We start from the raw sequence: 18,961 nt of genomic DNA, 5'->3' as shown, positions 1-18,961 counted from the left end.
TCAGGGTTAATCCCAGCGCGGATTCCTGTCCTGCATCAGCACATTACCAACCATGTCCCTCAATAACGTCACCCCCGGCAAGAACGCCCCCGAGACCTTCAACGTCGTCATCGAGATCCCGATGAACTCCGACCCCATCAAGTACGAGGTGGACAAGGAGTCGGGCGCCATCTTCGTGGACCGCTTCATGACCACGGCGATGCACTACCCCACCAACTACGGCTACGTGCCGCAGACGCTGTCGGGCGACGGCGACCCGGTGGACGTGCTCGTCATCACCCCCTACGCGCTGCACCCCGGCGTGGTCGTGCCCTGCCGCCCCCTGGGCATCCTGATGATGGAGGACGAGGCCGGTGTCGATGGCAAGGTCATCGCCGTGCCCACCAGCAAGATCCTGCCCATGTACGACCACTGGAAGAGCATCGACGACGTGAACGCCATGCGCCGCAACGCCATCGCCCACTTCTTCGAGCACTACAAGGACCTGGAGAAGGGCAAGTGGGTCAAGGTGCTGGGCTGGGAAGGCGTCGAAGCCGCCAAGAAGGAAATCACCGACGGTATCGCCAGCTACCAGAAGAAATAATGGTCCAATCGGCCTCCAGCGCTTGATGGGCAAGCGCTGGCAGCTATCAAAAACAAAGCAAACTCAGGCCACAGGCGGCTTGAACGGGCTGCGCGACCGCAGCGCCTGCAGGTAGTCCTGCACGCCCTCGCCCTCGCGCGCCAGGAAGCGCTGCACCGCGTCGGCGAACGCCGGGTGCGCCAGCCAGTGCGCGCTGGCGGCCTGCACGGGCAGCAGGGCGCGGGCCATCTTGTGCTCACCCTGCGCGCCGCCCTCGAAGCGCTGCGCGCCGTGGGTGATGCACCACTGCAAAGGCTGGTAGTAGCACGCCTCGAAGTGCAGGCAGTCCACCCGCTCCAGCGCCCCCCAGTAGCGGCCATAGGCCACCAGCGTTTCATGGTCTTTTTGGCCTTCAGCGCTTGATGGAAGGGTGCTGACAGCTATCAAACTGCTAGCAATCGGCCGTCCGCCGCGCTCGGCGATGAACAGCAGCCACGCCTCGGGCAGGTGCGCCGCCATGCGCGCGAAGAAGTCCCGCGTGAGGTAGGGCGGGTTGCCGTGCTCCAGGTAGGTGCGCTCGTAGCAGCGGTAGAAGAAGTCCCAGTCCGCCGCGCGGATGTCCGCACCCCGCGCCCAGCGGAAGCCGACGCCCGCGTCCGCCACGCGGCGGCGCTCCTGGCGGATCTTCTTGCGCTTGTCCTGCGACTGGCTGGCGAGGAAGTGCTCGAAGTCGCGGTAGCCCGAGATGCCGCCGGGCCGCCCCAAGGCAGCGAGCGCCCCCTCGGGGGGCAGCGAACCACGCGCAGCGGGGAGCGTGGGGGCCATGTTCTGCCAGTGGAATTGCACGGTGTGGCGCAGCATGAGCTGCTGGTCGGAGCAGGTCTGCACATCATCGTCGCTGGCAAAGAGCACGTGGGCGGACGACACGCCCTCTTGCCCGCACCATTGCCGCAGTGCCTGCACCAGCAGCGCCCGCGCCTGGCCGTCGCGCGCCATGAGCCGCGTGCCCGGCACGGGCGTGAAGGGCACGGCCACCACGGCCTTGGGGTAGTAGGGCACGCCGTGCTGCTCGTGGGCGCTGGCCCAGGCCCAGTCGAACACGTATTCGCCGTAGGAATGGCTCTTGAGGTACAGCGGGCAGGCGGCGATCAACTCGCTGCCCTGCCACAGCGTCATGAAGCACGGCACCCAGCCGGTGCGCGGCGTGGCGCTGCCGCTCTCGTGCAGGGCGGCCAGGTACTCGTGCCGCATGAAGGGCGTGGGCTGGCTTTGCCGCGCGAGCAGGGCGTTCCAGGCGGCGGCGTCGATGGAGGCGGGGGCATCCGCGATGCGCAGTTCGTAGGCGGGCAAGGTGTGTCGGGGCCGGAGTGCGGGGCGGGCCATCGTGCCACAGGCAGCGCTTTGCCGCACAATCGAACCACAGTCGCCACGAATGGAGCGAACGGATGACAACCATACTGCGTGAAATCTACGACCACCTGCCCGACGCCGTGCAGGTGCCTGAGCATTTGCGCCGCCAGCGTGGCGAAGTCATCATCCTGCCGCTGGCGCAGGAAGATGCGCCTGTGCGCACCGCAGCGGGCGATGCGCGCAGGCAAGCCTTGTCCAACGCCTGGAGTTGTGTGGAACCCGTGCATTCCGTGCAGGCCATCGACGCCGATCTGGCGGCCCTGCGCGGCGAATGGGTCGGGCGGCCATGAGCGTGCTGGTTGACAGCAACATCCTCATCTACTACATCAACGGGCAGTTGCCGCCCGCTGCCAGGGCTTGCTTTGAAAACGCGGTCGTCGCCGGGGCCAGCTATTCGTCCATCACCCGCATTGAAGTCATGGGCTGGGCGGGCCACACGCCCGCTTCGCGGCAACTCACCCAGAACCTGCTGTCGCACATGCAGGAAATCCCACTCGCGGAAGCGGTGATCGTGCAAACCATCCAGTTGCGCGAGCAGCACCGCATCAAGCTGCCGGACGCCATCATCGCGGCCTCGGCGCTGGCCCACGGTCGGGTGCTGATGACACGCAACGGCGGTGATTTCGCCGCGTGCGGAGTCCAACTGCTGGATCCGTGGGACGCGCGACCATCGCCCGCATAATTCACGCGAACTTTCCCCATCCCCGCTCCCGTATGTCTCTCGTCATCAGCATCGCCCAACTCAATTTCACGGTGGGCGACATGCAGGGCAATGCCCAAAAAATCATCGACGCCGCCCGCGAGGCCCACGCCCGGGGCGCCCGGCTGCTGCTGACGCCGGAGCTGGCGATCTGCGGCTACGCGGCCGAAGACCTGTTCCTGCGCCCGGCCTTCATCGCGGCCTGTGATGATGCCGTGAAAACCGTGGCCCGCGAGACGGCGGGGCTTGCGGGCCTGGCCATCGTGCTTGGCCACCCGCAGGCCGTGGCGCCCGATGCGCCCGCGTTCAGCGCCTGCATCAACGCCGCCAGCGTGCTGCGGGGCGGCCGCGTCGAGCACACCTACGCCAAGCGCGAGCTGCCCAACTACCAGGTGTTCGACGAGCGCCGCTACTTCGCGGCGGGCGGTGCGCCCTGCGTGTTCGAGGTGGATGGCGTGCGCGTGGGCCTGCTGATCTGCGAGGACGCCTGGTACGCCGCCCCCGCGCGCGATGCGGCGGCGGCGGGCGCGCAGGTGCTGGCGGTCATCAACGCATCGCCCTTCCATCTGGGCAAGGGCGCGGAGCGCGAGCAGACGATGCGCGAGCGCGTGGCCGAGACGGGGCTGCCGCTGGTCTATGCCCACCTGGTGGGCGGGCAGGACGAGGTGGTGTTCGAGGGCCGCTCTTTCGCGCTGAACGCCGACGGCACGGTGGCGATGCGCGCCCCGAGTTTTGAAGAAAAACTGGTGTTTGCGCAGATGCAGCAAGCACAAGCAGCTATCAAAATAGAAGCAGACGTGGCCCCCGAGCGCAACCCCGAGGCCGACCTGTGGGACGCCCTGGTGCTGGGCGTGCGCGACTACGTGGGCAAGAACGGCTTTCCGGGCGCGCTGCTGGGGCTGTCGGGCGGCATCGACTCGGCGCTGGTGCTGGCGATTGCCGTCGATGCGCTGGGCGCCGACAGGGTGCGCGCGGTGATGATGCCCTCGCCCTACACGGCGGACATCAGCTGGATCGACGCGCGCGACATGGCCGCGCGGCTGAGGGTGCGCTACGACGAAATCTCCATCCAGCCGCAGTTCGAGGCGTTCAAGGCCGCGCTGGCCAGCGACTTCGCAGGGCTGCCCGAGGACACGACCGAGGAGAACCTGCAGGCCCGCATTCGCGGCACGCTGCTGATGGCGCTGTCCAACAAGTTCGGCGCCGTGGTGCTGACCACCGGCAACAAGAGCGAGATGGCGACCGGCTACTGCACGCTGTACGGCGACATGGCGGGCGGCTTCGCCGTCATCAAGGACGTGGCGAAGACGCGCGTGTTCGCCCTCGCGCGCTGGCGCAATGCCAATGACCCGTACGGCACGGGCGCCAACCCCATCCCCGAGCGCATCATCACCCGCCCGCCCAGCGCCGAGCTGCGCCCCGACCAGAAGGACCAGGACAGCCTGCCGCCCTACGAGGTGCTGGACGCGATCATCGAGCGCTACATGGAGCGGGACGAGCCCATCGCGTCCATCGTCGCCAGCGGCTTCGCGCCCGCCGACGTGGAGCGCGTGACGCGGCTCATCAAGCTCAACGAGTACAAGCGCCGCCAGGCCCCCGTCGGCATCCGGGTCACGCGCCGCAGCTTCGGCAAGGACTGGCGTTACCCTATTACCAATCGCTTCCGCGCCTGATTTTGTTTTTCACATTCCCAGGAGACACCGCCATGAAAATGATCACCGCCGTCATCAAGCCCTTCAAGCTCGAAGAAGTCCGCGAGGCCCTGGCCGATTGCGGCGTGACGGGCCTCACGGTCACCGAGGTCAAGGGCTTTGGCCGCCAGAAGGGCCACACCGAGCTGTACCGGGGCGCCGAGTACGTGGTGGACTTCTTGCCCAAGGTCAAGGTCGAGGTGGTCGTGAAGACCGAGGACGTGGACCGCTGCGTGGACGCCATCGTGAACGTGGCGCGCACCGGCAAGATCGGCGACGGCAAGATCTTCATCACGCCCGTGGAGCGCGTGGTGCGCATCCGCACGGGCGATCTGGACGACGCAGCAGTTTGAGTGTTTTTGGCCGCTGGCGCTTATCCGGCGTGCGCTGTCAGCTATCAAAAATAGAGCGATCTAAATCACTTTCCGCAGCGCGGATGTTTCGGCATTCGCGCCCGCGTCCTGCACCAGGGCCGTGAGCAGGGCGGCTGCGTCGCTGCCCGCGCGCAGCAGTTCCATCTGCCATTCGCCCAGAAAGCCGCTGGCCACGCTGCCTTGCAGAAAGGACAGCAGGCCGTCGTAATAGCCCGCCACGTTGAGCAGGCCCAGCGGCTTGTCGTGGTAGCCGAGCTGGCGCCACGTCCAGACCTCGAACAGTTCCTCGAAGGTGCCGATGCCGCCCGGCAGCGCCAGGAAGGCGTCGCTGCGCTCGGCCATCAGCGCCTTGCGCTCGTGCATGGTCTGCACGATGTGCAGTTCATCGCACTGGCGGTTGGCCAGTTCCCTGTCCACCAGCGCCTGCGGGATCACGCCCACCACGCGGCCCCCGGCCTCGCGCGTGGCCTCGGCCACCAGGCCCATGAGGCCGCTGCGGCCGCCGCCATAGACCAGTTGCCCGCCGTGTACGCCAATCCATCGGCCCACGGCCCGGGCGGCGTCGGCGAACGCTGGGTCCTCGCCGGGGCGCGAGCCGCAATAGACGCAAACGGAGAAAGCGGGGCGGGTCATGGTTTCTTGAGCGGGTCGCAATGCACCAGGCGCGTTCCGGCCAGCGCGTCGTGCCAGAACTGCCGCCCGGGGTGGAAGCGGCTCAGAATGGCCCAGAGGGCGACCCAGCCGCCCAGCAGCACCAGCACTTCCACGGCGGGCACGCCGAAGGCATACGCGGCCAGCGGCGGAAGGAACCACAGCCAACTGAGCACGTAGCGCAGCAGCGCCCGCGCCTGGGTAATGGGGCGGCCTGCGGCGTCCACCACGCGGATGTGCCAGGTCTTTTGCGCCAGCGTCTGGCCCTTGGCCCAGAACCAGGTGAAGTAGATGCCGAACACCACGAACAGGAAGGCTTGCAGCGCGTGGCGGTTGTCCATGGCGTTGCGCGTCTGGCTCAGGGTGCCGAACAGGTAGCCCGCGATGAAGACCACGCCGAACATCAGCATGCCTTCGTAGAGCCAGCAGGCCATGCGGCGCCACAGGTGGGGCGCCGCGCCGGGACGGGGGGGCGCGGAAGTGACGGTCATTCCAGTGTTATTGGGGGTACAGGCCCGAGTTGTCGGGCGTGACCGGCGGGGCGCTTTCCGCAGCAGGGCCCGCGCCCAGCGGCGGCAGCGCGGCGGGCACGGCCGTCGGTACGGCCACGGGCATGCTCTCTGCCCCGGCAGACGCGGGGGCATGGGCGGGAGCGGGCGCCGACGCCGGGTTGATGTGGACCGGCGCGGCCACGCGGGCGCCGTGGTCCGCCGGGATGATCTTGGGCACGTTGGGGCTGCCGGGCATGGCCTGCGTGGCGGCGGGCACCTGGGCGAGCTTGCGCTGCGGCACGGGCCGCAGGGCGACGGCGGCGCCCTTGGGCTTGGGCGCGGCGCGGGCCGCCAGGGCGCGCTTTTCTTCCTCGGACAGCGCCAGGTAGGCTTCCCACTGGGCGCGCTTGTCGTCCGGCGCCAGGCGGTTGGTGACGGCGTAGTTCAGCCGGGCCTGGTTGCGCTGCTGCGCGCTGAGGCTCGCCCAGTCCGTCATGCGTTCGTGGAACTTGGCCTGCTCCTCTGGCGGCAGGGCGGGGAAGGTGGCCGCCAGGGCCAGCCAGCGGCGTTTTTGCGCCTCGCTGATGAAGGCCCAGCGCTCGGCCAGGGGGTACAGGGCCAGCTTCTGGGGCGTGGTCAGGGTTGCCCAGCCGGGGCCGGTTTCTGCCGACGGTGCCGCCGATGCGCCCGGAGCCGCCGGTGTGCGCGCGTTGTTGGGGCTGGCCACGGCGGCCTCTGCGCCCGCCTGCAGCACGGTGCTGGGGGCCATGCGCATCTGCCCCACCACCTGGCCGCCGACCGCCGCCAGCACGCCCAAGAGCACCAAAGCCAGCACGGTGGCTGGCAGGGCGGGGGAGGCGTCGGTGGGGCGTGGGTGCATGCAGTGGGGGCAGGTCAGTTCGACGCCGCCCTGGCGGATGATGTCTGGAGAAATTGTACGAAGCCTGGGTCGGCGTAGGCGGCGGGCGGCAGGTCGTCGGTCAGCAGGGCGGCATCCACCTCGGCCACGTCGTGCGCGCTGCTCTCGTCCTGGGCGGTGTTGATCATCACCAGCCCGACCACCAGGGCCAGCAGCGGAACGGCCGAGACCAGCGCGTTCCACCAGCCGCCGCCCTCGCTGCCGCCACGGCCCAGGGCGGCGCTGCCGCCGCCCGCATGCACGACGGCGGGTGCGGCCATGCGCACCGGTGCGGCGGCGCGCTTGCGTTTGGCAAGCGCCTGCTCGCGCGAGGCGCGCAGGCGCTCGGCGATGTCGTAGGGCAGATCCTGGGTGCCGCCGGACAGCCGGGCCGTGACGCGCTGCGCAAAGCGCTCCGCCGCAGCCTCTGCCTGGGGCGATGGGGTCTGTGCAGTGGTGATCGTGTTCATGGTTCGATTCCTTTGGCCTTCAGCGCTTTGCTGAGGGTCTGTATGGCACGAAAACAGTGCGTTTTGACGCTGCCTTCGGAGCAGCCCATGGCGACCGCCGTTTCCGCCACGTCCATTTCTTCCCAGTAACGCATCAGGAAGGCTTCGCGTTGACGCGGCGGCAGCTCGGCGATCTCGGCCTCGATCTCGTGGAAGATCTGCTTTCTGCGGGTCAGGTCTTCGGCGCTCTCGGCCTGGTGGTCGTCGCTTTCGTAGGCTTCGAGCAGATCAAAATCCATGCCATCGTCGCCCGGGCCCTCGAAGTCGCTCATGCTCGAAAACAGTGCATTGCGCGTCTTTTGGCGCCTGAACCAGTCCAGCGTGCAGTTGGACAGGATGCGCTGGTAGAGCATGGGCAATTCGGCGGCGGGCTTGTCGCCGTAGTGCTCGGCGAGCTTGAGCATGCTGTCCTGCACGATGTCCAGCGCCGCTTCCTCGTTGCGCACGTGGTAGAGCGAGCGCTTGAACGCGCGCTTTTCAACGCCTTTGAGGAAATCGGAGAGTTCTTGTTCGGTTGCCAAGTGGTGCCGTGCAAAGGAGAGCGCCGCAGAGTCCGCGATTATCGCATTGGTGCGTCTTTTTTCGGCGCTGCCCGCGTTTTGGGCGTGTTGCAGTGCGATAATCGCGGTTGCAATTCAAAAGGCAAACGGGTCACGGTCCGGCGCGGCAATCATCCCGCCCATGTCCTTGGCCTCAAGTCCCAAGCCAGCTTCACAAGGGCGCGCGCAAGGGGCACCCAAGGTTTTTCGTCAGAGAAATTCACAAAGGTTGATCGATCATGGAAATCTCCAAGGCTGAACTCACATCGGCTGCCGCTGCCATGCAGGGCAACGCCACAGGCTCCCAGGACCTCATGGGCGCCGAAATCCTCATCAAATCCCTGCAGGCCGAGAACGTCCAGTACATCTGGGGCTACCCCGGCGGCGCGGTGCTGTACATCTACGACGCGCTGTACAAGCAGGACACCATCCAGCACGTGCTGGTGCGCCACGAGCAGGCGGCAGTTCATGCGGCAGACGGCTACGCCCGCGCCACGGGCGAAGTGGGCGTGGCGCTGGTCACGTCCGGCCCGGGCCTGACGAACGCCGTCACCGGCATCGCCACGGCGTACATGGACTCGATTCCCATGGTCATCATCTCCGGCCAGGTGCCCACGCCCGCGATCGGGCTGGACGCCTTCCAGGAGTGCGACACCGTGGGCATCACGCGCCCCATCGTCAAGCACAACTTCCTCGTGAAAGACGCGCGCGACCTCGCCGCGACGATGAAGAAGGCGTTCCACATCGCCCGCACGGGCCGCCCCGGCCCCGTGGTGGTGGACATCCCCAAGGACGTGTCCTTCAAGAAGGTGGCCTACAGCGGCTACCCCGCGACGGTGGAAATGCGCTCGTACAACCCCGTGCGCAAGGGCCACGGCGGCCAGATCCGCAAGGCGCTGCAACTGCTGCTGACGGCCAAGCGCCCCTACATCTACACGGGCGGCGGCGTGCTGCTGGGCAACGCCACCAACGAGCTGCGCACGCTGGTGGACATGCTGGGCTACCCGGTCACGAACACGCTGATGGGCCTGGGCGCGTACCCGGCATCTGACCGCAAGTTCCTGGGCATGCTGGGCATGCACGGCACCATCGAGGCCAACAACGCCATGCAGAACTGCGACGTGCTGCTGGCCGTGGGCGCGCGCTTCGACGACCGCGTGATCGGCAACCCCAAGCACTTTGCGCAGAACGACCGCAAGATCATCCACATCGACATCGACCCGTCGAGCATCTCCAAGCGCGTGAAGGTGGACGTGCCCATCGTCGGCGACGTGAAGGACGTGCTGGCCGAGCTGATCTCCATGGTGCGCGAGAGCAGTGCCCGCCCCGACGCGGGCGCGCTCGCCGCGTGGTGGGACACCATCGAGGGCTGGCGCAAGCGCGACTGCCTGAAGTACGACCGGGGCAACCAGGAGGTCATCAAGCCGCAGTACGTGGTCGAGACGCTGTGGAACATGACGAAGGACGCCGACACCTACATCACGTCCGACGTGGGCCAGCACCAGATGTGGGCCGCGCAGTACTACCGCTTCGACGAGCCGCGCCGCTGGATCAACTCCGGCGGCCTGGGCACCATGGGCGTGGGCATTCCCTACGCCATGGGCATCAAGCTGGCCAAGCCCGATGCGGAAGTGTTCTGCATCACCGGCGAAGGCTCGGTGCAGATGTGCATCCAGGAGCTGGCCACCTGCCGCCAGTATGAGACGCCGATCATCATCTGCGCCCTCAACAACCGCTACCTGGGCATGGTGCGCCAGTGGCAGGAGATCGAATACTCCGGCCGCTACAGCCACAGCTACATGGATTCGCTGCCCGACTTCGTGAAGCTGGCCGAGGCCTTCGGCCACGTGGGCATGCTGATCGAGAAGCCCGAGGACGTGGAGGGTGCGCTGCGCGAGGCGCGCCGCATCGCGCGCGAAGAACGCAAGAGCGTGTTCCTCGACTTCCGCACCGACCCCACCGAGAACGTGTTCCCGATGGTGCAGGCGGGCAAGGGCATCACCGAAATGCTGCTGGGGTCGGAAGACCTGTAATCCCAATATCAGTCATCAAATTGGCCTCTGGCGCTTATCCAGAAAGCGCGAGTAGCTATCTTTTTTGAAGAATCTATTGTCTGCCAAGCCTGGCGCTTACCGGCGCCGGGGGAGGGCAGCGAAAAGAGGAATCTCACTCATGAAACACATCATCGCCGTCCTGCTCGAAAACGAAGCGGGCGCTCTTTCCCGCGTGGTGGGCCTGTTCTCGGCCCGGGGCTACAACATCGAGTCGCTGACCGTCGCGCCCACCGAGGACGCATCGCTCTCGCGCATGACCATCCAGACCACGGGTTCGGACGACGTGATCGAGCAGATCACCAAGCACCTGAACCGCCTGATCGAAGTGGTGAAAGTGGTGGACCTGACCGAAGGCGCCTACACCGAGCGCGAACTCATGATGGTCAAGGTGCGCGCTGTGGGCAAGGAGCGCGAGGAGATGAAGCGCATGGCCGACATCTTCCGTGGCCGCATCATCGACGTGACCGAAAAGAGCTACACGATCGAGCTGACCGGCGACCAGGGCAAGAACGACGCCTTCCTGCAAGCCATCGACCGCACGGCCATTCTGGAAACCGTTCGCACGGGCGCCAGCGGCATCGGGCGCGGCGAGCGCATCCTGCGCGTGTAAGACAATCCACCGTTTTTATTTCCAACCCGAACAACGCATTTCAACCGGAGCAACACATGAAAGTTTTCTACGACAAAGACTGTGACCTGAGCCTCATCAAGGGCAAGACCGTGGCCATCATCGGCTATGGCTCGCAAGGCCACGCCCATGCACAGAACCTGAACGACAGCGGCGTGAAGGTCGTGGTCGGCCTGCGCAAGGGCGGCGCAAGCTGGGACAAGGTCGGCAAGGCCGGCCTGAACGTGCTCGAAGTCAACGACGCGGTGAAGGCCGCCGACGTGGTCATGATCCTGCTGCCCGACGAGCAGATCGCCGAGGTCTATAAGAACAACGTGGAGCCGAACATCAAGCAGGGCGCGTCGCTTGCCTTCGCGCACGGCTTCAACGTCCACTACAACCAGGTCGTGCCCCGCGCCGATCTGGACGTGTGGATGGTTGCCCCCAAGGCCCCCGGCCACACCGTGCGCAGCACCTACACGCAGGGCGGCGGCGTGCCCCACCTCGTGGCCGTCCACCAGGACAAGAGCGGCAAGGCGCGTGACCTGGCCCTGTCCTACGCCATGGCCAACGGCGGCGGCAAGGCCGGCATCATCGAGACCAACTTCAAGGAAGAAACCGAGACCGACCTGTTCGGCGAGCAGGCCGTGCTGTGCGGCGGTGCGGTCGAGCTGATCAAGATGGGCTACGAGACGCTGGTCGAGGCTGGCTATGCGCCCGAGATGGCCTACTTCGAGTGCCTGCACGAGCTCAAGCTCATCGTTGACCTGATCTACGAAGGCGGCATCGCCAACATGAACTACTCGATCTCGAACAACGCCGAGTTCGGCGAATACGTGACGGGCCCCGAGGTCATCAACGAGCAGTCGCGCGCAGCCATGCGCAATGCCCTCAAGCGCATCCAGAACGGCGACTACGCCAAGATGTTCATCCAGGAAGGCCGCCTGAACTACCCCAGCATGACGGCCCGCCGCCGCAACACGGCCGACCACAGCATCGAAGTGGTGGGCGGCAAGCTGCGCGCCATGATGCCCTGGATCGCCAAGAACAAGCTGGTGGACCAGAGCCGCAACTGATCGCCCCGGGCGTATCGAGCGAAAGGCCACTCCGGTGGCCTTTTCCTTTTCTGGGGGCGGCTAAAATTGGCCCTTTGCCCCGCGCAGCGCCGGGGCCGCCAGAAACTATGAATTTGATAGCTGCTTGCGCTTGCCAGATAAGCGCTGGAGGCCGATTTGATGCATGACGGAGACGATCCCGCCGAGAACCCCGGCGTGGTGGTGCGCAAGCGCCGCAAGGGCATCTACATACTGCCCAACCTGTTCACGCTGGCGGCGCTGTTCGGCGGCTTCTACGCCATCGTGATGGCGATGAACGGGCGCTTCGACTCCGCCGCCGTGGGCGTGTTCTGCGCCATGGTGCTCGACAGCCTGGACGGGCGCGTGGCGCGCATGACCAACACGCAAAGCGCCTTCGGCGAGCAGATGGATTCGCTGTCCGACATGGTGTCCTTTGGCGCCGCGCCCGCGCTCATCGCGTACATCTGGTCGCTGCACGGCCTGGGCCGCTGGGGCTGGATAGCGGCCTTTGTCTATTGCTCGTGCGCGGCGCTGCGGCTGGCGCGCTTCAACGTGAACACGGGCGTGGTGGACAAGCGCTACTTCCAGGGCCTGCCGTCGCCCGCCGCTGCCGCGCTGGTCGCGGGCTTCATCTGGCTGATGACCGAACTGGGCGTGCGCCCCGGCGAGGATGGGTGGCTGACCTGGACGCAGATCACCTGGATCATGTTCGCCTTCACGCTCTACGCGGGCCTGACCATGGTGACGAACGTGCCGTTCTACAGCTTCAAGGACGTGCAGATGAAAAAGAGCGTGCCCTTCGCCGCCATCGTGCTCATTGCACTGGGCATCGCCGTCATCAACATCCACCCGCCCACGGTGCTGTTCGCCGTGTTCGTGGGCTACGGCCTTTCGGGCTACGGCGTCTATGCCTGGCGCAAGGCCAAGGGGCTGCACACCAGCGTCATCAGCACGTCCACCGACGAGCCGGACGAGCGCGGCCTGCACAAGTAAGAATCCCATACCAGACCCAAGGAGCACACGATGACCGACAAGCTGATCATTTTCGACACCACCTTGCGCGACGGCGAGCAGTCGCCCGGCGCCAGCATGACCCGCGACGAGAAGCTGCGCATCGCGCGCCAACTGGAGCGCCTGAAGGTGGACGTGATCGAGGCCGGCTTTGCCGCCAGCTCCAACGGCGACTTCGAGTGCATACAGGCCATCGCCAATGCCATCAAGGACTCCACCGTCTGCTCGCTGGCCCGCGCCAACGACCGCGACATCAGCCGCGCCGCCGAGGCGCTGAAGGGCGCGAACAGCGGGCGCATCCACACCTTCATCGCCACCAGCCCGCTGCACATGGAAAAGAAGCTGCGCATGACGCCCGAGCAGGTGCTGGAGCAGTCCATCCAGGCCGTGCGCTTCGCGCGCAACCTGGCGGGCGACATCGAGTACAGCGCCGAAGACGGCTACCGCAGCGAGATCGACTTCCTGGCCCGCGTGTGCGAGGCCGTCATCAAGGAAGGCGCCACCACCATCAACATCCCCGACACGGTGGGCTACGCCATCCCCGAGCTGTACGGCAACTTCATCAAGACGCTGCGCGAGAAGGTGCCCAACAGCGACAAGGCCGTGTGGAGCGTTCACTGCCACAACGACCTGGGCATGGCCGTGGCGAACTCGCTCGCAGGCGTGCAGATCGGCGGCGCGCGGCAGGTGGAATGCACCATCAACGGCCTGGGCGAGCGCGCGGGCAACTGCTCGCTGGAAGAAGTGGTCATGGCCATCAAGACGCGGCGCGACTACTTCGGCCTCGATGTGGGCATCGACGCGCAGCACATCGTGGCCGCCAGCCGCATGGTCAGCCAGACCACGGGCTTCGTCGTGCAGCCCAACAAGGCCGTGGTGGGCGCCAACGCCTTCGCGCACGCCAGCGGCATCCACCAGGACGGCGTGCTCAAGGCCCGCGACACCTACGAGATCATGCGCGCCGAGGACGTGGGCTGGACGGCCAACAAGATCGTGCTGGGCAAACTCAGTGGCCGCAACGCCTTCAAGCAGCGCCTGCAGGAACTGGGCGTGCAGATGGAAAGCGAGAGCGAGATCAACACCGCCTTCGCCAAGTTCAAGGAACTGGCCGACCGCAAGAGCGACATCTTCGACGAGGACATCCTGGCCCTGGTCAGCGACGAGAGCGTGACGGCGGAGAAGGAGCAGTATGGCTTCGTCTCGCTGTCGCAACACAGCGAAACCGGCGAGCGCCCGCAGGCCGAGGTGGTGTTCACCATCGACGGCAAGGAGTTCAAGGGCGCGTCCGACGGCAACGGGCCGGTGGACGCATCGCTCAAGGCCATCGAATCGCACGTCAAGAGCGGCGCCGAACTGCTGCTGTACTCGGTCAACGCCATCACCAGCGGCTCCACCGAGAGCCAAGGCGAAGTGACGGTGCGGCTGCAAAACAGCGGTCGCGTGGTGAACGGCGTGGGGGCCGACCCGGACATCGTGGTCGCATCCGCAAAGGCCTACCTGAGCGCGTTGAACAAGTTACAAAGTAAAGCCGACAGGGTGGCGGCACAAGGCTGAGTCGCCGACTTATAATTTCACTCACTTTCTTGGAAAGCCGTGCAAGGTCTTGATCTTGCGCGACTTTTTTCCATTCTGTACACTGCACAACACCATTTACCGTTTGGAGCACATTGATGCACCATCGTCATCGCGCCGCAGTGAGCCGTTTCACCCAATTCCTGGGCCTTGCCGTCGTGAGCGCCGCGCTGATCGCGCCCGGCGCGCACGCAGCAGAGCGCAAGAGCGCGTCGTTCAAGAAGCAGCTGGTCAGCGCATCCGCCGCCAAGCAGCGCGCCGTTTCTCCCCGCAAGGTGGCCGCCAGCAACGGCAAGGCCGTGCGCGTGTCGGCCAGGACATCCAAGGCCGCTACCCGCGTGGCCTATGTGCCCGCCAAGCCGTCCTTCGGGCAACTGGCCGGTCTGCATGAGGTGAACGACCCGCTGGACCTGAAGTCCAGCGTGGCCCTCGTCATCGACCAGGACACGCACGAGGTGCTGCTCAGCAAGAACGACCATGCCGTGCTGCCCATCGCGTCGCTGACCAAGCTCATGACGGGCATGATCATCTCGCAGGCCAAGCTGCCGATGGACGAGGCCATCACCATCACCCAGGACGACGTGGACACCGAAAAGGGCAGCCGCTCGCGCCTCGTCGTGGGCACCACGCTGACGCGCGGCGAAATGCTGCACCTGGCCCTGATGTCCAGCGAGAACCGCGCCGCGCATGCGCTGGGACGCACCTACCCGGGCGGTCTGGACGCCTTCGTGGCGCAGATGAACGCCAAGGCCCGTCTGCTGGGCATGACCGACACGCGCTACGTGGAGCCCACGGGCCTGTCCAGCCGCAACCAGTCCAGCGCCCGCGACCTGGCCACCCTGGTGAACGTGGCGCACGGCGATCCGCTGCTGCGCGAGCTGTCCACTTCCCCGGGCTACGAGGTCGAAGTGGGGCGTAGAACCCTGCAGTACAACAACACCAACGGGCTGGTGAAGAACCCCACCTGGGACATCGGCCTGCAGAAGACCGGCTATATCTCCGAGGCCGGTCGCTGCCTGGTGATGCAGGCGCAGATCGCCGGGCGCAAGCTCATCATGGTGTTCCTGGATTCGGCAGGCAAGTTCAGCCGCATCGGCGACGCGGAGCGGGTGCGCCACTGGATGGAATCGCGCCACACGGCTGCGGGCGGCAACGGCTAGAGCCGCCTTTTGTCTTTGGCCAGGTCAGCGCGCCCTGGCTTCTCCGCAGGGTTCGGTGCCGGGTGTGTAGCCCAGGGCCAGCGATATCTCATGCGCCGTGCCTTGCAGCTTGGGCAGCCAGCCCTCGTCCAGCCGGTCGGCGGGGGCAGAGATCGACAGGCCCGCCACCAGTTTGCCCTGGTCGTCGTACACACCGGCGGCCATGCAGCGCACACCCAGCTCCAGTTCCTCGTTGTCGCGCGCCATGCCGTACTGGCGCGCCTTGGCGAGTTCGCGCTCCAGCACCGGCAGTTGCGTAATGCTGTTGCGCGTGTGCCCCGCCAGCCCCGTGCGCGTGGCGTAGGCGCGCACGCGCTGTGGGTCGTCCAGCGCTAAAAAGAGCTTGCCGGTAGAGGTCAGGTGCAGGGGCGCCCGCCCGCCGATGGCGCGCACGACCTGCATGCCCGAGCGCTCGCTGTAGGCGCGCTCCACATAGACGATCTCGTCACCCTGCCGCATGCTCAGGTTGACAGGCTGCTGGATCAGCTTGTGCAGGTTGCGCATGGGTATGAGCGCTGCGTCGCGCACGCTCAGGCGCGCCTTGACGAGATTGCCCAGCTCCAGCAGGCGCATGCCCAGGCGGTAGCTGCCGGATTCGGGCCGGTCCACGAAGCGGCCAATGGTCAGGTCGTTCAGGATGCGGTGCGTGGTGGAAGGGTGCAGCCCCGTCTTCTCGCTGATCTCCTTGAGGGAGATGGCCTCCTCGCGCGAGGCCAGCACGTCGATCAGCGTGAACATGCGTTCGAGCACCTGGACGCTGGGTTTGGCAGGGACGCTGGGGTCGATCTTTTTCATGGGCGGCGATGGAATGAGGGCCGCAGAATTTTATCTTGTGAAATATCAACCCGCCGTGGCACGCTGCCAGACGCCATCGGTGCGCACCTCGTGGGGGTGAAAGCGCGCCTTGTAATTCATCTTGGAACTGGCCTCGATCCAGTAGCCCAGATAGACGTGCGGCAGGCCCAGCGAGCGCGCTTGGCCGATCTGCCACACCACGTTGTAGGTGCCGTAGCTTGCGTGCGCCTCGGGCTCGTAGAAGGTATAGACGGCGGAAAGGCCGTCGTCCAGCACGTCGAGGATGGACACCATCTTGAGCACCGCGCCTTCAGCCTCGGGCGTGCGGAACTCCACCAGCCGCGAGTTGACCCGGCTTTGCAGCAGGAACTGCGTGTACTGGTCGATGCTGTCATGGTCCATGCCGCCGCCCGCATGGCGGTCGTTCTGGTAGCGCAGGTAGAGCTGGTAGTGCTCCGGCACGAAGCACAGGCGCAGCACCCGGGCTTGCAAGTTGTCGTGCCGCGCGGCGGCGCGGCGCTGGCTGCGGTCGGGCTGGAACTCGTTCACCAGCACGCGCAGCGGCATACATGCCTGGCAGCCGTCGCAATACGGTCGGTAGGTGAACATGCCGCTGCGGCGAAAGCCCTTGGCGACGAGGTCGGAATACACGTCGCTCTGGATCAGGTGGCTGGGCGTGGCGACCTGCGACCGGGCCTGCCTGCCCGGCAGGTAGCTGCACGGGTAGGGCGCCGTCGCGTAGAACTGCAAGGTTTGCAGCGGAAGGTCGTTGAGTTGCGTCATCTGGAAAGCAGTGCGTTCCAGTATAGGGGGTCGAACTGCCATGGCGGCCCCGGCTGGTGGCGTGCCTGCTCCACGTGGGCCAGGAAGCGATCGCGTGGAATCTCGTGTGCGCCCAGCGAGGCAAGGTGGCGGGTGTTCTGCTGGCAGTCGATCAGTTCCACGCCATGCACGCGGCACAGGCATACCAGCGCCGCGAGCGCGATCTTGGAGGCATCGGTGGCGTGGGCGAACATGGATTCGCCGAAGACTGCACGGCCCAGCGCTACGCAGTACAGGCCGCCGCGCAACTCGCCGTCCACCCAGGTCTCCACGCTGTGGGCGTGGCCCGCTGCGTGCAGGGCCGTATAGGCGCGCACCATGTCGGGCACGATCCAGGTGCCAGTCTGGCCTTCGCGTTCCTTGGCGGCGCAGGCGGTGATGACGGCCTTGAAGGCGCCGTCCACGCGGATCTCGCAGCCGGGCCGGGCGCGAAACGCTTGCAGCGTCTTGCGCAGCGAGCGGTGCAGGCGGAACTGCGCCACGGGCAGCACCATGCGCGGGTCGGGCGACCACCACAGAATGGGCTGGCCGGGGCCGTACCACGGGAAGGTGGCTTGCGCGTAGGCGGCGCACAGGTTCGCCACGTCCAGCGTGCCGCCCGCGGCCAGCAGGCCGGGCGCGGGGTCGTCGGCCCCCCAGGCGTCATTAGGCTGGGGCAGTGGGTCACCCGGCGCCAGCCAGGGCAGTTGCGAAGACATGGGGCGTTATTGTCCAGAAAGCAACGGTTTTGTGTATATAATCTAAGTCTTGTTCCTCAATAGCTCAGTCGGTAGAGCGCCGGACTGTTAATCCGTAGGTCCCTGGTTCGAGCCCAGGTTGAGGAGCCAAAAATCCGAAGGCCCTGCATGTGTACGCGGGGCCTTTTTCATCCAAGTGCCGATCATTCCTCAATAGCTCAGTCGGTAGAGCGCCGGACTGTTAATCCGTAGGTCCCTGGTTCGAGCCCAGGTTGAGGAGCCACTCACCAACCCGCCATGTGTTCGCGCATGGCGGGTTTTGTTTTTCTTCAGGGCTCGGGCCTGCGCCACAGCCAGGCCAGCACGCAGGCCATGCAGGCGAGCGCCGCGCCCAGCGCCCAGTTGCGGGGGCCGAACATCAGCAGGATGGCGGTGCTGATCGCCATGACGATGGTGGCGCTCCACTTGGCGCGGCGGCTGACCTTGCCGCCTTGCGACCAGTTGCGCAGCGGGGGGCCGAACAGGCGGTGGTTCCAGAGCCAGCGGTACAGGCGCGGCGAGCTGCGCGCCGCCGCCCAGGCCGCCATGAGGATGAAGACCGTGGTGGGCATGCCCGGCACGACGATGCCGATGATGCCCAGCGCCAGGCTCAGCATGGCAAAGGCCAGCAGCAGCCAGCGCAGCGGCCATGGCAGGGGGCGCGGCGCAGGGCTTTCGTCGTCGCTGGGCGGGGTCATGGGGCTATTGTGGCGCTATGCTGATTGGCTTTTACTGAACCGCCCCATGACCGTCCACACCATCCTGAAGATGGGCGACCCGCGCCTGCTGCGCGTGGCCCAGCCCGTGACCGCGTTCGATACCGACGCGCTGCACCTGCTGGTGCGCGACATGTTCGAGACCATGCGGGCCGTCAACGGCGCGGGCCTGGCGGCGCCGCAGATTGGCGTGGACTTGCAGCTGGTGATCTTCGGCTCCGGCGACCGCAACCCGCGCTACCCCGACCGGCCCCTGGTGCCGCCCACGGTGCTGTGCAACCCCGTCATCACGCCGCTGGGCGATGAGGAAGAAGAGGACTGGGAAGGCTGCCTCTCGGTGCCCGGCCTGCGCGGCAAGGTGCCGCGCTGGTCGCGCATCCGCTACACCGGGTTCGACCCGTATGGCGATGCCATCGACCGCACGGTGGACGGCTTTCACGCCCGCGTGGTGCAGCACGAGTGCGACCACCTCATCGGCAAGCTGTACCCGATGCGGGTGCGCGACTTCACGCAGTTCGGGTTTACCGAGGTGCTGTTCCCGGGCATCAGCGCCGCCGAAGACGATTAA

Annotated in this window: 22 protein-coding genes and 2 tRNA genes; 14 read left to right on the top strand and 10 right to left on the bottom strand. The window is 66.4% G+C overall.

The features are described 5' to 3' along the window. Nucleotides 1–52 precede the first annotated feature (52 nt). Complete coding sequence (gene ppa / locus QM569_RS10325; RefSeq protein WP_414987141.1) at nt 53–583, top strand: inorganic diphosphatase; 531 nt, start codon at nt 53–55, stop codon at nt 581–583. Between the two features lie 63 nt (nt 584–646). On the opposite strand, the gene QM569_RS10320 is transcribed toward ppa, so the two are convergent. Continuing rightward, nucleotides 647–1,945: a GNAT family N-acetyltransferase gene (locus QM569_RS10320; protein ID WP_414987140.1), complete on the bottom strand. Its 1,299-nt coding sequence runs from the start codon at nt 1,943–1,945 to the stop codon at nt 647–649. A gap of 62 nt (nt 1,946–2,007) precedes the next feature. Between QM569_RS10320 and QM569_RS10315 the strand changes: the two genes are divergently transcribed. The 4 genes from QM569_RS10315 to QM569_RS10300 are packed head-to-tail and all read left to right on the top strand — an operon-like array spanning nt 2,008 to nt 4,716. Then, complete coding sequence (locus QM569_RS10315) at nt 2,008–2,262, top strand: hypothetical protein (RefSeq protein ID WP_414987139.1); 255 nt, start codon at nt 2,008–2,010, stop codon at nt 2,260–2,262. Beyond that, entirely contained in the window at nt 2,259–2,654 is a 396-nt protein-coding gene (locus QM569_RS10310; RefSeq protein WP_414987138.1) for a type II toxin-antitoxin system VapC family toxin, read from the top strand. The genes QM569_RS10315 and QM569_RS10310 overlap by 4 nt, the downstream gene beginning before the upstream one ends. 32 nt (nt 2,655–2,686) lie before the next feature. Beyond that, on the top strand, nt 2,687–4,345 hold the full coding sequence (locus QM569_RS10305) for an NAD+ synthase (RefSeq protein ID WP_414987137.1): 1,659 nt from the start codon (nt 2,687–2,689) through the stop codon (nt 4,343–4,345). A 32-nt stretch (nt 4,346–4,377) separates the two neighbouring features. Then, on the top strand, nt 4,378–4,716 hold the full coding sequence (locus tag QM569_RS10300) for a P-II family nitrogen regulator (protein WP_414987136.1): 339 nt from the start codon (nt 4,378–4,380) through the stop codon (nt 4,714–4,716). Between the two features lie 60 nt (nt 4,717–4,776). Here QM569_RS10300 and QM569_RS10295 read toward each other — a convergent pair whose 3' ends face one another. Genes QM569_RS10295 through QM569_RS10275 form a run of 5 tightly spaced genes read right to left on the bottom strand, consistent with a single transcriptional unit; the run spans nt 4,777 to nt 7,807 of the window. Next, nucleotides 4,777–5,370 (bottom strand): TIGR00730 family Rossman fold protein, encoded by a 594-nt coding sequence (locus QM569_RS10295; RefSeq protein WP_414987135.1) that lies wholly within the window; start codon nt 5,368–5,370, stop codon nt 4,777–4,779. Next, nucleotides 5,367–5,879 (bottom strand): RDD family protein, encoded by a 513-nt coding sequence (locus QM569_RS10290; protein ID WP_414987134.1) that lies wholly within the window; start codon nt 5,877–5,879, stop codon nt 5,367–5,369. Before QM569_RS10290 ends, QM569_RS10295 begins: the two co-directional genes overlap by 4 nt. A 7-nt stretch (nt 5,880–5,886) precedes the next feature. Next, on the bottom strand, nt 5,887–6,759 hold the full coding sequence (locus tag QM569_RS10285) for a DUF3106 domain-containing protein (RefSeq protein ID WP_414987133.1): 873 nt from the start codon (nt 6,757–6,759) through the stop codon (nt 5,887–5,889). A gap of 14 nt (nt 6,760–6,773) precedes the next feature. Next, the gene (locus tag QM569_RS10280; RefSeq protein ID WP_414987132.1) at nt 6,774–7,247 is read right to left on the bottom strand and encodes a DUF3619 family protein; all 474 of its coding nucleotides are present in this window, start codon (nt 7,245–7,247) and stop codon (nt 6,774–6,776) included. Next, the gene (locus QM569_RS10275) at nt 7,244–7,807 is read right to left on the bottom strand and encodes an RNA polymerase sigma factor (protein WP_414987131.1); all 564 of its coding nucleotides are present in this window, start codon (nt 7,805–7,807) and stop codon (nt 7,244–7,246) included. Before QM569_RS10275 ends, QM569_RS10280 begins: the two co-directional genes overlap by 4 nt. 257 nt (nt 7,808–8,064) lie before the next feature. Between QM569_RS10275 and QM569_RS10270 the strand changes: the two genes are divergently transcribed. From QM569_RS10270 to pbpG, 6 genes are all read left to right on the top strand, one after another. Continuing rightward, the gene (locus QM569_RS10270; RefSeq protein WP_414987130.1) at nt 8,065–9,858 is read left to right on the top strand and encodes an acetolactate synthase 3 catalytic subunit; all 1,794 of its coding nucleotides are present in this window, start codon (nt 8,065–8,067) and stop codon (nt 9,856–9,858) included. 139 nt (nt 9,859–9,997) lie between these two features. After that, nucleotides 9,998–10,489 (top strand): acetolactate synthase small subunit, encoded by a 492-nt coding sequence (gene ilvN / locus QM569_RS10265; protein ID WP_414987129.1) that lies wholly within the window; start codon nt 9,998–10,000, stop codon nt 10,487–10,489. A 56-nt stretch (nt 10,490–10,545) separates the two neighbouring features. After that, nucleotides 10,546–11,562 (top strand): ketol-acid reductoisomerase, encoded by a 1,017-nt coding sequence (gene ilvC, locus QM569_RS10260; protein ID WP_414987128.1) that lies wholly within the window; start codon nt 10,546–10,548, stop codon nt 11,560–11,562. A gap of 159 nt (nt 11,563–11,721) precedes the next feature. Continuing rightward, nucleotides 11,722–12,555, top strand: a complete 834-nt coding sequence (gene pssA, locus QM569_RS10255) for a CDP-diacylglycerol--serine O-phosphatidyltransferase (RefSeq protein WP_414987127.1) — start codon at nt 11,722–11,724, stop codon at nt 12,553–12,555. A gap of 30 nt (nt 12,556–12,585) precedes the next feature. Continuing rightward, nucleotides 12,586–14,127: a 2-isopropylmalate synthase gene (locus QM569_RS10250; protein WP_414987126.1), complete on the top strand. Its 1,542-nt coding sequence runs from the start codon at nt 12,586–12,588 to the stop codon at nt 14,125–14,127. Between the two features lie 116 nt (nt 14,128–14,243). Continuing rightward, nucleotides 14,244–15,305 carry a D-alanyl-D-alanine endopeptidase gene (gene pbpG, locus QM569_RS10245; RefSeq protein WP_414987125.1) on the top strand — a complete coding sequence of 354 codons (1,062 nt, stop codon included), beginning with the start codon at nt 14,244–14,246 and terminating at the stop codon, nt 15,303–15,305. Nucleotides 15,306–15,329: 24 nt separating this feature from the next. Here pbpG and QM569_RS10240 read toward each other — a convergent pair whose 3' ends face one another. Genes QM569_RS10240 through aat form a run of 3 tightly spaced genes read right to left on the bottom strand, consistent with a single transcriptional unit; the run spans nt 15,330 to nt 17,659 of the window. After that, nucleotides 15,330–16,139 (bottom strand): IclR family transcriptional regulator, encoded by an 810-nt coding sequence (locus tag QM569_RS10240; RefSeq protein WP_414987124.1) that lies wholly within the window; start codon nt 16,137–16,139, stop codon nt 15,330–15,332. A gap of 45 nt (nt 16,140–16,184) precedes the next feature. Continuing rightward, entirely contained in the window at nt 16,185–16,922 is a 738-nt protein-coding gene (locus QM569_RS10235; RefSeq protein ID WP_414987123.1) for an arginyltransferase, read from the bottom strand. Next, a complete protein-coding gene (aat, locus tag QM569_RS10230; protein WP_414987122.1) occupies nt 16,919–17,659 on the bottom strand; it encodes a leucyl/phenylalanyl-tRNA--protein transferase in 741 nt (246 codons plus the stop codon). The genes QM569_RS10235 and aat overlap by 4 nt, the downstream gene beginning before the upstream one ends. Nucleotides 17,660–17,712: 53 nt before the next feature. Here aat and QM569_RS10225 point away from each other — a divergent pair. Both QM569_RS10225 and QM569_RS10220 read left to right on the top strand, forming a co-directional pair. Then, nucleotides 17,713–17,788 (top strand) — tRNA-Asn (locus QM569_RS10225). A gap of 57 nt (nt 17,789–17,845) precedes the next feature. Then, a tRNA-Asn gene (locus tag QM569_RS10220) sits at nt 17,846–17,921 on the top strand. Between the two features lie 46 nt (nt 17,922–17,967). Here the strand turns inward: QM569_RS10220 and QM569_RS10215 are convergent. After that, complete coding sequence (locus QM569_RS10215; RefSeq protein ID WP_414987121.1) at nt 17,968–18,375, bottom strand: YbaN family protein; 408 nt, start codon at nt 18,373–18,375, stop codon at nt 17,968–17,970. Nucleotides 18,376–18,421: 46 nt separating this feature from the next. Between QM569_RS10215 and def the strand changes: the two genes are divergently transcribed. Then, entirely contained in the window at nt 18,422–18,961 is a 540-nt protein-coding gene (gene def / locus QM569_RS10210; RefSeq protein WP_414987120.1) for a peptide deformylase, read from the top strand.

This window comes from Acidovorax sp. (assembly GCF_047607405.1).
GTDB lineage: Bacteria > Pseudomonadota > Gammaproteobacteria > Burkholderiales > Burkholderiaceae_C > Acidovorax.
This window is presented reverse-complemented; position numbering and strand designations above follow the sequence as displayed.